At 34.6% G+C, this 13,554-nt stretch carries 11 protein-coding genes; 3 read left to right on the top strand and 8 right to left on the bottom strand.

All coding sequences use genetic code 11. The features are described from left to right. Positions 1–55: 55 nt before the first annotated feature. The 3 genes from LNP23_RS03300 to LNP23_RS03310 form a co-directional block, all read right to left on the bottom strand. On the bottom strand, positions 56–901 hold the full coding sequence (locus LNP23_RS03300) for a tetratricopeptide repeat protein (RefSeq protein WP_230003724.1): 846 nt from the start codon (positions 899–901) through the stop codon (positions 56–58). Positions 902–961: 60 nt separating this feature from the next. After that, positions 962–1,516 (bottom strand): hypothetical protein, encoded by a 555-nt coding sequence (locus LNP23_RS03305; RefSeq protein ID WP_230003725.1) that lies wholly within the window; start codon positions 1,514–1,516, stop codon positions 962–964. Positions 1,517–1,605: 89 nt separating this feature from the next. Next, on the bottom strand, positions 1,606–2,358 hold the full coding sequence (locus LNP23_RS03310) for a LytTR family DNA-binding domain-containing protein (RefSeq protein WP_230003727.1): 753 nt from the start codon (positions 2,356–2,358) through the stop codon (positions 1,606–1,608). A 379-nt stretch (positions 2,359–2,737) separates the two neighbouring features. Here LNP23_RS03310 and LNP23_RS03315 point away from each other — a divergent pair, with 379 nt between their 5' ends. Both LNP23_RS03315 and LNP23_RS03320 read left to right on the top strand, forming a co-directional pair. Beyond that, positions 2,738–4,030 (top strand): aminopeptidase P family protein, encoded by a 1,293-nt coding sequence (locus LNP23_RS03315; RefSeq protein WP_047776745.1) that lies wholly within the window; start codon positions 2,738–2,740, stop codon positions 4,028–4,030. A 7-nt stretch (positions 4,031–4,037) separates the two neighbouring features. After that, positions 4,038–4,937 (top strand): alpha/beta fold hydrolase, encoded by a 900-nt coding sequence (locus LNP23_RS03320; protein WP_230003729.1) that lies wholly within the window; start codon positions 4,038–4,040, stop codon positions 4,935–4,937. Positions 4,938–5,541: 604 nt separating this feature from the next. Here LNP23_RS03320 and LNP23_RS03325 read toward each other — a convergent pair. Together LNP23_RS03325 and LNP23_RS03330 are read right to left on the bottom strand one after the other, a co-directional pair. Beyond that, positions 5,542–6,060 (bottom strand): ferritin, encoded by a 519-nt coding sequence (locus LNP23_RS03325; RefSeq protein WP_047776742.1) that lies wholly within the window; start codon positions 6,058–6,060, stop codon positions 5,542–5,544. An 88-nt stretch (positions 6,061–6,148) separates the two neighbouring features. Beyond that, on the bottom strand, positions 6,149–6,505 hold the full coding sequence (locus tag LNP23_RS03330) for a hypothetical protein (RefSeq protein WP_047776739.1): 357 nt from the start codon (positions 6,503–6,505) through the stop codon (positions 6,149–6,151). A gap of 257 nt (positions 6,506–6,762) precedes the next feature. Between LNP23_RS03330 and LNP23_RS03335 the strand changes: the two genes are divergently transcribed. Beyond that, on the top strand, positions 6,763–7,536 hold the full coding sequence (locus tag LNP23_RS03335) for an alpha/beta fold hydrolase (protein WP_230003731.1): 774 nt from the start codon (positions 6,763–6,765) through the stop codon (positions 7,534–7,536). A gap of 414 nt (positions 7,537–7,950) precedes the next feature. Here the strand turns inward: LNP23_RS03335 and LNP23_RS03340 are convergent, their stop codons facing one another. The 3 genes from LNP23_RS03340 to kbl form a co-directional block, all read right to left on the bottom strand. Then, the gene (locus LNP23_RS03340; protein ID WP_230003733.1) at positions 7,951–10,716 is read right to left on the bottom strand and encodes a PD-(D/E)XK nuclease family protein; all 2,766 of its coding nucleotides are present in this window, start codon (positions 10,714–10,716) and stop codon (positions 7,951–7,953) included. Between the two features lie 64 nt (positions 10,717–10,780). Next, positions 10,781–12,244, bottom strand: coding sequence for an OmpA family protein (locus tag LNP23_RS03345; protein WP_230003735.1), 1,464 nt, complete (start codon positions 12,242–12,244; stop codon positions 10,781–10,783). Between the two features lie 114 nt (positions 12,245–12,358). Then, complete coding sequence (kbl, locus tag LNP23_RS03350; protein WP_047776731.1) at positions 12,359–13,552, bottom strand: glycine C-acetyltransferase; 1,194 nt, start codon at positions 13,550–13,552, stop codon at positions 12,359–12,361. Between the last annotated feature and the right edge of the window lie 2 nt (positions 13,553–13,554).

The following is a 13,554-nucleotide window of genomic DNA, read 5'->3' on the forward strand; positions in this document are numbered from 1 at the left end:
AGGTAAATGAAATATTTTAGATGTTTTTTCAATTTAAAGCTATAGAATACCGTTGTTATTGCCCCAATTCCTTTTTCATTTTCTCAACCAAAGGCTTAAATCTTTGGTCATTCATTAAATACGATTCTACCTCTTGAAACCAGTTATTGAAGTTTTTAATTTCTTTTTTCAAATAGTAGGCTTGCAACACGTTATAGGCATTTTCAGAGTTATAAGTTTTATCCTTGCACTCTTTAAAGACTTTACGACATACATTTTCAGCCTCTTGAAGATTACCATTTTTAGTTTCCGCATAAACTAACTCTTTATTCGTATAAGCATCAAGCGGCTCTTTCTTTAGAGCAATCTCCAAAACATCTACTGCTTTCTGATATTGTTTCAGACAATTATAAGAAAAGGCCAATTCTACCAGAAGACCTTTATACTCAGGATTAATTACTTTGGCCTTCTCAAGATAGTCCAGCGCTTTTTCGCACTCTCCCCAACCATTATACATGTAACCCCACTTATAAAGTCGGTCAACTGAACCCTCACCTACTTTATAATGTTTAAGCCAATCTGGAATTTTCTCAATATTTAACTCAGCAAACTTTGATTCAGGAAGAAGTGCTACCATATTGTTATTGGGTTGTAATCTATACTTTATGGAACTCTTCACTTCTGTTTTTTCCGAAATAAATTTATTACCGGACTCAATTTTAAAGGTTCCCGCATAATCCAACGTTAATCCCGCATCTGCATCTATGTATATAAAACCGTAAGGATAAGCACCTGTACTATCTGCCTCAAAGGCCACCCATTTATCCTCGCATTGCACAAATTTCTTGTCAAATTTAATACTGTCTTGTGCCGAGAGATTAAACGAAATAAACAAAACAAGTAGGACAAGAATCTTATTCATAAATTTAGCAATATGGATTTGCAGCTTAAAAAGCCCATTAAAAATTCAAATATATAGATTTCAACTCATTTTTACACTATCATTCCTACAAAGAAGCAATGTTAACCCCAAAACAAAAACCACACAACTCAACAACATCCAAACACCATCTTTTAATACAAAAAACGAAAAACCTATTGCGGGCGCAGCAAGGATCACCATTAAAGAACCCACCCTATTTGTTTTAACAAAATTCAATGCATGTATAGCCAATCCAATAAAAAGTAAAGATGGTCCCACAATCACAAAAGGATAAAGAATAGATGGCGTTGTACTTATCTGGTGACTTAATGCTTCTTTGGCGAGCTCGTTATTCCCGAAACTTGACATGATAAAGTCTATTGTACAAAGACCAACATGAGCAATAACCCCTAACGTAGTCACAACTGTTGCAACCGAATTTATTTTGTTCTTCGGAAACACGTCATTAAACGAGAGCAACAAACAGGCTCCAATTAAATTAAACCAATGCGGAAAATCGATTGGTTCTTGAAAATTTGGTAAAATCTTAGAAAAGAAAAAATAACTGATAAGAAAAAATAGCAATCCAAGTAGGCAAATGTGTTTTGTTTTCATAATTAAGTTTTAAAATTGATGAGACAAAACTAAAATGAAAAACTTCCGAACATGCCTCCAGCATTGACTTAGGTACAAAATGCATCGTTTTAGGTACGAAATTGTAAGGCCCGTAAAGTTTCTTTATAATTTTTAGAAACCGGGAGCTCAATTTGAGTAAGTACAATCGTATTTTGATCCTTCCAGGATTTAAAATGTGATGGATTTATTAAATGTGAACGATGGATTTGAACCAAAAAAGCAAAATCCTCCTGAACCTTTTTAAGTGAAGAACGAATCAATTTGGAATGAAGCTTAGCATTTTCGATATAAAAAATCTCGACATAATTTTGGGCATTCGAAATACAGACCAAATCAGCCTTTCTGATTTTCAGAATATCCAGTTTATTCTCTCCTTTAATAATTAAAATGTCTTCTTTGATCGGAATCAGTTTAATCAGATATCTTCTGGCAAGGATAAGTACAGGAGTTAGAATTAGCGCTACTTTGAGAAATATTATTGAAAAGAACGCGGTAAAACCATATCCTCCGTTTAAAATTGGACTTTTATAATAGGCAAAAATACCTATTAGATAGATCAGATAAAAAAAGATAATACTTGCTATTTCTAATCCTATGTTCCATTTTGCTGATTTCCGGTAAACTATTTTTTGAAGAACAGCGAGAACAGCATAACATAAAAATGCCAACAAGCTAAAGCCAAAACTTATTAAAAGCCATAATCGAAAATTTAGAGTCCCATCATCAAAAGGTTTTATGATAAAGGCGAAAATAAAAATCCATAAGGCTATGAGCAGACCTACTATTAAATGATATTTTATTTTCGGATTCAATTCTTTCATCTTTCTTAAAGCAATTTACAGCAAACAGAAATTAACTAATTTTCTATTTGTTTTATAGGGCCAAGATACAAAACACCACAATTGACAAACTATTTTAAACAGTAATTTTCTCTCACAATGCCCAAAAACGGAAATTTCATAACCAAATAAGTGATGTAAGTTCCTTTAAAAAAAACTTATATTCTCTTATATTACTTATATGGTTTATTTAAAAAAATCGTAAAACTCACTCTGTTTTAATAGCACCTGCAATCTGCATCAAAAAAGCTTTCACTTTATCATCAATCCAAAGAATAAGAAAACTTTAATAAACCAATTTTGTGCTGCTTCTTCAAAAAGTAGTAATTTTGAAATTCGAAGTACAAAAAACAATACTACTATGAAATATCACCAAATAAACAGCGCTCTTTTTGTAAAAAATCGCAAAAAATTCACGGCAGAAATGAAACCTAATTCTGTTGCCGTTTTTAATTCCAATGACATTTACCCTGTTAGTGCCGATAGTACACTGCCTTTTGCACAACACAGAGATATTTTTTATCTGAGTGGTGTTGATCAGGAAGAAAGTGTTTTGCTTTTATTTCCGGATGCTCCTTACGAAAACCAAAAAGAAATCCTTTTCCTTAAAGAAACCAGCGAGCACATCGCTATTTGGGAAGGTGAAAAATTAACCAAAGAACGCGCTTATCAGGTTTCAGGAATCAGAACGGTTTATTGGTTACAGGATTTTCATAAAGTGTTGAACGAAATGATGACATATGCCGACACCATGTACATCAACACCAACGAACATTATCGTGCAGCTGTTGAAACAGAAACTCGTGAAGCTCGTTTTGTAAAATGGTGGAAAGAAAAATACCCTGCACATCAGGTGGCAAAAAGTAATCCGATTTTACAACGCATTCGTTCGATAAAAGAAAGCGAAGAAATCGATTTGATTCAGCAAGCTTGCGATATTACAGAATTAGGTTTCCGCAGATTGCTTTCGTTTGTAAAACCAAATGTAACAGAATACGAAATCGAAGCCGAATTGATTCACGAATTTGTCCGTAATCGTTCTAAAGGTTTTGCTTACACCCCAATTATCGCTTCAGGCAATAATGCAAATGTGTTGCATTATATCGAAAACAACCAACAATGTAAAGCCGGTGACTTGATTTTATTGGATGTCGCGGCAGAATACGCTAACTATTCAAGTGACTTATCACGTACAATTCCGGTTTCTGGAAAATATACCGACAGACAAAAAGCCGTTTACAATGCTGTTTTGAGAGTCAAAAATGAGGCAACCAAAATGCTTACTCCGGGAACGCTTTGGAAACAATATCATATTGAAGTTGGTAAAGTCATGACTTCTGAATTACTTGGTTTAGGTCTGATTGACAAAGCCGATGTTCAAAACGAAAATCCGGATTGGCCAGCTTATAAAAAATATTTCATGCATGGAACTTCTCATCACATGGGACTGGACACACACGATTATGGTTTGCTTCATGAGCCAATGAAAGCCAATATGGTTTTTACAGTTGAACCGGGAATCTACATTCCGGCAGAAGGTTTCGGAATCAGATTGGAAGACAATGTTGTAGTTCAAGAAAAAGGAGAACCTTTCAACTTAATGCGCAATATTCCAATTGAGGCGGATGAAATCGAAAGTCTGATGAACACATAAGCGCAAAATGAAAAGGATTTTTCTATTTACTTTTCTGCTCCTTCTTAGCAAAACTTTCGCTCAAACCGAAGGCCTTGCAAAGAACAACGACGCCAGTTTAACGTATTACAAAACATTCGGAAAAGGTGAACCGCTTTTGATTATTAACGGTGGTCCCGGAATGAACAGTAATGGTTTTGAAGCTATGGCAAAAACTTTGTCTCAAAATCAGGAAACGATTATTTACGATCAAAGGGGAACCGGAAAATCGAAATTGGTAAAATTGGATGCTACGACCATTTCAATGCGATTAATGGCCGATGATATTGAATCACTGAGAAAACACCTTAAAATCAAGAAATGGAACATTCTCGGACATTCTTTTGGAGGAATGCTAGCTTCTTATTATGCAACGATCTACCCAAACAGCATTGATAAATTAATTTTATCATCGTCCGGCGGTGTGGATCTGACTTTATTAAAAAGCGCTAACCTTATTGAAGCCGGATTAAATCAAGCTCAAAAAGATTCTTTGAATTACTGGAATGACAAAATCGAAAAAGGAGACACTTCCTATACCGCAAGAATCGGAAGAGGAAGGGCAATGGCTCCCGCTTATGTTTATGACCAGAAATATGCCCCGATCATTGCCGAAAGATTAACACAAGGCAACTCGACAATAAACGGATTATTATGGGCTGACATGCAAAAAATGAATTTTGATTGCAAAGCAAAATTGAAAAATTTCAAAAATCCGGTTTTGGTCATTCAGGGAAAAGAAGACATCATCAGCAATGAAATTGGAGAAATTGCAAATAAAACATTCCCCAATTCGAAATTGATTTTACTCGAGCATTCCAAACATTATGGCTGGCTCGATGCCAGAGAAAAGTACTTCCTGGAAATTAATTCCTTTTTAAAATCATAAAAACTACAAACGGCTCTCAGAAATGTGAGCCGTTTCTGTTTTCAAAAAATACTTTTTCTTCAACATAAAGATTAAACGAATCTTTTGGGCTTACTTATTTTTCAATAAATAAAAGTATGCGCAAAAGGAATAAAACCCTAAAGTTGTGGGGAAGTAAAAAATTGAATGCAAAAATTTAATTTGTCTAAAAAAACGTCAAATTTACAGAGTACACTCTCAGTTTGTCATTTCGAGCGAAGTCGAGAAATCACACAAGATATTCCGTAAAGAAAAGCACCAATCTTTGTCGATTTGCGAGTGTGATTTCTCGTACCTCGAAATGACAGGATTGGGTAGAATTGTAAAAAATTAAGGTTCTGCAAAAAACGCGATATCCTTTAAATGTTCCAATTAATAACCTTCTTCATTGAAAGCAGATAATCAGAGCGTTTAACCTTTTTTTACTTCGCGACTTTGCGAGATTTTTAATTCTTCACTGCCTTTAGGCTTGACCGCACAAACATTAAACCAATATAAATTTATAGCGCTCTTAGTCACTTAAAACAAAAAGCCCTTAATGACATTTTAAATCATTAAGGGCTTTTTATAACTTATAAATTGAAGTTTATCCAATTTTTGAAATCTGCAAATCCAATTCAAATTTACCGGCTGCGTCATTTTCATTGATTAACTCAAAAAGCTCTAAAGCTCTTCTTGCATTTTTCTCTTCTTCTCTTTGCTCTACAACATACCACATCATAAAGTTTTCTGTAGCATAATCGTTCTCAGCTCTACATTTTGCAATCACTTTGTTTACCGCTTGAGTAACTGCAATTTCATTTTGCAAAGCAATTTCAAATACATTTTTAAAAGAAGCAAACTCTTGTTGAACTTCAGAAACAGTTGGCGTGATTGCGATCCCGCCCATGTCAGTGATGTATTTAAAAACTTTAAGGAAATGCTCTCTTTCTTCCTCCGCTTGCTTATACATATGTGATGCCGTATTCGCAAAACCATTTCTATCCAACCATGCTGCCATAGCTAAATATTTATTAGAAGCATCGCTCTCTATTTTTGATTGTAAGTTTAGTATTTTCTCTATTCCTTCAACTAAGGAAGAACTTGTTCTTAATAAATCTTTCATGACCTTTAATTTTTATACGTGTAAAATTACAAAAATTAAAACCACCAACACTAAGCGTCAATAAATATGGATTTATTCTAAGTAAACGTTAGACAAGATCAGCTGTCAAAACACTGCAAAGCATAGAGTGCAGGTTCAACGTAAATTTGGTTCCATTTAATAGTTCTCTAAGTTGCACTATTTCGCAAATGGTAAGATTTCTGGAGAAATTTCTTTTTGTAGTTTCTATTAACTGCGCATCAGACTGATCAGACAAATCATAAAGCATGTTCAGAATATCAACGTTATTGACTTTTCTTTGAAAAATCAAAAAATCCTGAATTTTATAATGAGATACAGTATCTACAAAGTTGATGACTACGCTATTAGTCAAATCACATTGATAACTGTATCCTTTTTCGGTTTCAAATAATATTTTGGTGTTCAAATCACTAAATTCTGCCATTCTTATAAAATATAATAGAGCGCAAAATTATATAAATTAAATTAATTTCAAACATAATTAAGACTAATTTAAAATAAGAGAATCTTTCTTTGCGTTAAAATTTACAAAACAAACTACTCCTTACTACCAAAACCAACATAAAAAGCTAAAAATATTCCCTATTGCCATTAAAGCATATTAACAAAAATGAAACACAATACTTTTTGAAGTCCATCGATAAAACTCTAATTTTGCACCTCATTCACATCTTCAGAGTCTTGAGAAATCTTCTATACAAAAACACCACTATATCTTATACTGATAACGGACAAGGAAACGCAATTGTATTCCTTCACGGCTTTCTTGAAAATAAAACCATGTGGAAAGATTATGTTTCTTTTTTTACAGATCAATATCGTGTTATTACAATTGATTTGTTAGGGCATGGCCAATCCGATTGTTTGGGGTATATACACGAGATGGAAGAAAATGCACATGTTGTTCAGGAAGTTTTAGCTCATCTAAAAATTGAAAAAGCTACGATACTAGGTCATTCTATGGGAGGTTATGTAGGCTTGGCTTTCGCCGAATTGTATCCCGCAGCTATCAAAAAACTAGTATTAATAAATTCAACTGCCCGAGAAGACAGCCCGGAAAAGAAAACAAACAGAAGCCGTGCTATAAAAGCGGTAAAACAAAATTACATCGCTTTTGTAAGTTTAGCAATCGCCAATTTGTTTAATGAAAACAACAGAACTAAATTCGCTAAAGAAATTGAACGTGCTAAACTTCATGCTTTAAAAACACCTTTACAAGGAATCATAGCCTCACTGGAAGGAATGAAAATCAGAAAGGACAGAGAAGCCCTTTTACAAAAAAATCTTTTTCCGGTTCTGCTGGTTTTAGGAAAAAAAGATCCTGTTTTAAATTACGAAGAGACTATTTCTCAAGTTGAAGACACCACCGCAGAATTAGTTTCTTTTGAAGACGGACATATGAGCCCAATTGAAAATAAAGAAGAACTAAAAATAGTACTGTCACATTTTCTTTAACAATTAAAAAAGAACGAAATAAAAAAAGACCATTTCGAAATATCGAAACAGCCTTTTTCTTCTTTTCGTGGGGGCAAAAAGTATAATTTGTAAAATTTCTTTTAAAAATTTCGGCAAAGTTATTCTTTTTCTCCAGTAATCATAACCCACTGAATCACTTTTGTTTATAGTTTATAATTTGATTCTTATAAAAACAACATCTGTAAATAAATTCGGTAAAACAACACATATTCTTGAAATTATAGAATTTTACTTCATAAAACTCAATTACAAAACTCTTGTTTTCGAGACTATTGCATCCTAAAAAAGCCTTTTATCGCTTTTATAAGAGAAAAACTACTTAGCTGTATTGCAATTTTGTAAATGACTAAAGACTTTTAACAGAATTCTATTCCTTTTTATCTTTCCAAAATTCTAGTTTATTTTCTCCTCAAAAGGAATAGTCACATCAAAAATCTCTTTCAACAACACAACAATCTCTTCTAAATAACTGGCAAGAATTTCTTTTGAAACAGTTGTCGTCAATTCTTTATCTTCTTTAAAGCCGAAGGGTAAAAAACCCGACTTCAGGTTTTTAAAGGAAATTATTCCTGCTTCGATCGGAATTTCTTTTGCTTCCGTTTCAAACATAAACGCATAGGCCAACACCTGAATGATTTTATCGTTTTTAAGCTCTTGTGTCAGTCCATTCCATGATTTCAGCACCACACTGGCTTTTTCCACTTTTCCTGTCTTATAATCAATGATTCTGATTTTTCCGTTACGCAACTCGATCCTGTCTACATTTCCTTTAATCAAAACCGGAAATGGCAAGGCGGGATGCTGCAGTTGGCGGTCAAATGTTTTTTCTAAAGCAATGATCTGCACTTGGTCCCCATTTGAAATTAAATCCAATTCCATTTTCAGAAAATTCGAAACATTCCGTTTGGCTACCTCAAACGCCAAGAGGTTACGTCCTTTCTTAATCTCCCCTTCCTTATAAACTACTTTGAACTGTTTTAATACTTCCTCATCCAACAATTTAAAGCAATTCTTAATGTCAATTTCTGAAATTAATCGCCCTACAAAAGGATCATACAAAGCTTTCAAAGTCTCATGTATAATAGTTCCAAGTGTATTTAAGGCAATATTTTCTTCCACTTCTTCCACTTCCCTGATCCTTAGAATTTTTTGAAAGTAAAATTCAATCGGATTTCGAATATAACTCGTCAAAGCAGAAGGAGAAAACCCGTTCACCGCAATCTCTTTTAATCGCTCCAAAACGGCCTCTGACTTCGGAACCACCATTGGTGTATTGGCCATCGCAGGCAAAACCGGATTGTAAATATCAAAAGTAAGATTGTGTTTGACTTGTTTTTCTACTTCCAATTGTGTAATAAAACGACTGCGTTCTCCTGCATCTAAACCATCATTCTCTGTGTTGTAAATCAGGTAAATATTTTTAGCCCTTTGCAGTAAATGATAAAAGTGATAGGTATAAATAGCGTCCTTTTCTTTAAATGTTGGCAATCCCAATTCCTTTTTAACATCGTATGGAATAAATGAATTTTGAGATTTACCGGCGGGAAATTTACCTTCGTTCATAGAAGTTACAATTACGGTATCAAAATCCAAAACACGACTTTCCAAAACTCCCATAATTTGTAACCCTCTTAAAGGCTCTCCTTCAAACGAGACTTCCGCAACATCAATTACCTGTTTATAAATCGCATACAACGTATCAATATTGTCAATATGTTTGTGTTTAGCATAATAACTAATCAACTTATTGATCACTTTAAAAATAGCAAAAACAAAGGCTTTCGCTATCTTCTCCTCTTCATTATCATTGCTGAAATTCTTTTTTATCACAAGCAAAAGTGTCGATATATTCTCGAGAACAGCAATGGATCCGTTTTCCCACTTTTGAAATAGCAATTTAAAAAGATCGGATACTTTAGGATTCAGTTCAAACAATCTGTTATGGGTAATAAAAGTATAATTGTTCTCTTTTATAATCTTAACCAAATTACCTGCACTTGCGTACGGCTCTACTAGCGGATGCGTTAAAACATCCAGCACATCTTTATAATAAAAAACATAACTCTCTCCTTTTCTGGAAAGTGCATTCGTATGCATTTTAAACAATTTTGCGATCAATATTTGTGAAGGATTGTTTCTACTCGAATACCCCATCGTAATATTCAAAGCACCAACAGAAGATGGTAATGCATATAAAACCGGGATCAACAAATTCTCTTCGCCTAAAACAACAGCTACCTTATCGAGAGATGTTGTTGGATTTTCTGCAATTATACGCTCAATAATGCTTCCCGTTAATTTAGCCTGACCAATTGTTTTTGGAGTTCCAATAACCTGAATGTTTTTTGATTGAGAAAAATCATCAACAATCCACTCAAAAGGATTTGCTTTATAGTGTTTCCAGTTTTCTTTAAAACGGCGCACAAAAAGTCCGGCATCGTGGTAAGGATCATTGAGAAAGACTTGGTCTACATCCCAATAAATTCTGGCTTGATCTAAAGCCAAAAGATGTTGCACGATTTTTTCTTCAGCCGCGTTTAAAGCATTGAATCCCGCAAAAAGAAAACTGCGTCCAGCAGTTGTATTTGAAAAATGATTTAAATTATGGACTGCTTCGCGGTAAATCAAGCCTTGATATCCAATACTCTTATTGAGCAGATGATTGTACAAAGACTCGTAATACAACGGCAGTAATTTCCAGAAATCAATATAATTTTCTAAAAGTTTGGTTTTGTTCTCTACTTCTATCCCCCATTTCTTAATGTCTTCAATATCGTTCAGATAAGACAAAACATGAGAAGGCTCTAACAGGTAACGATCAATTTCATTAAAATCCTGAAGAAGTGTTTTTGCCCAGTTGGCAAATAATTCGAATGACTGTTGATGTTGCTTTTCTGTAATAGAAAGATACACTTCGTAGAACTCGAAGAGCAATTCGATTGAATCAACAGACCGAATAGCGGCAACATCTTGTACAAAATCCTCAATACTAATTATATCCGGAGAAAGGATCGTATGAGAAGTTTCGTTTTTTAAGGCTTCAATTAAAAAAACCTTTGCTCTTTTATTAGGCAAAATAATAGTCGTCTCTGCCAGTTTATGGGAATAATCCTGAATGATAACGGTTGCTATTTTTTCGAGAAAGGAAGTATTTATCATTTGATAAAAATAAAAAAAGCCATTCAATTAAGAATGGCTTTTAGTATTTATTTTAAACTGTAAATTATAGTTTACCTTGGTATTTAGAACCAATGTGTTTAATTTCAGTTCTTCTGTTTTGAGCTTTTCCTGCAGCAGTTTTGTTACTTGCAACTGGTTGAGAAGATCCAAAACCTTTAGATTCTAAGTTTTCTTTGTTAACTCCTCTTTCAACTAACGCGTTTAATACAGCGTCAGCTCTTTCTTGAGAAAGTTTGTCATTGATTTTAGCAGAACCTGTACTATCTGTGTGTCCTTCAATGCTGAATTTCGCGTTTGGATAGTTTTTAAGGATTTCTTTAATTGCGTCTAATCTAGCTGGAGTTTCTTTGTCTCCTGTTTTGAAAGTAGCTTTTCCTGAGTTAAAGTATACCGCTCTAGCTTGAACTTTAAGATCTTCTAAAGCCTCAGTAGTTACTTCTGGACATCCTCTGTTACTAGCAGGACCGTAAACTGTAGGACAATCATCATCTTTATCTGCTACACCATCTTTGTCAGCATCTAAGAAAGGACAACCACCGTTTTCTTTTGGACCAGCAACTGTAGGACATTTGTCATCTTTATCAGCGATTCCGTCTCCATCAGTATCAGGACAACCTTTTAAAGCAGCTAAACCAGCAACATCTGGACAAGCATCATCTTTATCAGCAATTCCGTCTCCGTCTGTATCAGGACATCCGTTTAATGCAGCTAAACCAAAAACATCTGGACAAGCATCACTAGCGTCAACGATTCCGTCTCCGTCAGTATCAGGACATCCGTTGAATTGTTTTAAACCAGCAACATCTGGACAAGCATCGTCTTTGTCATAGATTCCGTCACCGTCAGTATCTTTACCTCCAAATTTGAAAACAAGACCAGCAGTGTGTTGGAAGTGAGATGGAGCATCTGGAGTACCAGAAGCATCTTCTCTGTCTCCAGAAACTGACCATTTGTATTTAGTAGCAAGCTCTAAACCAATAGCATCAGTAAACCAAAAAGTAACACCAGCACCTGGGTTAACAGTTCCGTAGCTACTGTCTCCTAAGAAAACATAACCACCACCTACAGTTAACGAAGGATCAATTACTTTAGATTTGATTAATTCTTGGAAGCTATATTTAATAGTAGCATCAATTCCATAATACATCAAATCACCAGGATTGGAATTAACCATACCTCTTGAATCATGATTAGGATGAGATGGATTAAAAGTAATGTATTTGTCAATTTTGTTTACAGAACCTTGTAAACCAACTGAGAAACCACTACCAACATATTTAGACACTCCGATGTAAGACAAAGAAGGAAGGATATTCCAGTTGTCTTTTACAGCGAATGGCTGAGAAAAGTGTTGGTTGATCCAACCATTACCTCCACCAGCACTAGTCCTAGTGTCAACGGCATTAACTCCAAAAGAGATAGCCCATGGATTGTTACTGTCTTGCGCGTGAGAACTTAAACCCATCACCATCATCACAGCAACTAAAAGTTTGTTAAGATGTTTCATACTTAATTTTTTTTAATTACAATTTAGTTAATTACAAGCAAAAGTAACACCAAATTTTTTAAATACAAAATGAAATGTTAAAAAAAACCTACAAAAATTCGGCCAATGTGGTAATTATATAACTTTTAACATTTTTCCGACAACTTCAAAAGCCTTTATCGCTCTGTCCAAGTGCTCTTTAGTATGGGCTGCCGAAAGTTGCACTCTGATCCTTGCTTTTTCTTTCGGTACAACAGGAAAGAAGAATCCGATTACATAAATCCCTTCTTTCAAAAGTTCATTAGCCATAGTCTGTGACAATTTAGCATCGTACAACATTACCGGTACGATCGCTGAATCCCCATCTATAATATCAAATCCGGCATTTTTCATACCCTCTTTAAAATAATTTGTATTCCACTCTAACTTATCTCTTAGTGAAGTATCTTTTTCTAATAACTCAAAAACCTTAATAGAAGCCCCAACAATAGCCGGTGCAAGTGAATTTGAAAACAAATAAGGTCTTGATCGTTGACGAAGCAATTCAATAATTTCTTTTTTAGCGGTAGTATAACCTCCCATTGCTCCACCTAATGCTTTACCAAGGGTTCCGGTTATAATATCAACTCTTCCCATAACTCCTTTTGCCTCAAGAGTACCTTTACCGGTTGCTCCGATAAATCCTGCTGCATGACATTCGTCAACCATAACCATAGCATCGTATTTGTCTGCCAAGTCACAGATTTTATCCAATGGCGCCACAAGACCATCCATAGAGAATACACCGTCAGTAACAATTAGTTTAAAACGAGCTCCGGCTTCATTAGCCTTAATCAATTGTTGTTCTAAATCTTCCATGTTACTATTTTCATAGCGATAACGGGCCGCTTTACACAAACGAACACCATCTATAATAGAAGCATGGTTTAAACTATCTGAAATAATTGCATCATTTTCTCCCAACAACGGCTCAAAAACACCTCCGTTTGCATCAAAAGCCGCTGCATACAAAATAGTATCTTCTGTACCATAAAAATCAGCAATCTTTTTCTCCAATGTTTTATGAATATCCTGCGTACCACATATAAAACGAACAGACGACATTCCGAAACCATGTGTATCCATAGCGTCTTTAGCCGCTTGCACCACTTCTGGATGCGAAGAAAGGCCTAAATAATTGTTGGCACAAAAATTCAAAACTTTTTCACCTGTTGAAATTGTAATTTCAGCATCCTGAGCTGAAGTAATTATACGTTCTTTCTTAAAAATTCCATTTTCTTCAATAGTTTGCAACTCACTTTGCAAATGTTCTTTTATTTTTCCGTACATTT

Source organism: Flavobacterium cupriresistens (genome assembly GCF_020911925.1).
Lineage (GTDB): Bacteria > Bacteroidota > Bacteroidia > Flavobacteriales > Flavobacteriaceae > Flavobacterium > Flavobacterium cupriresistens.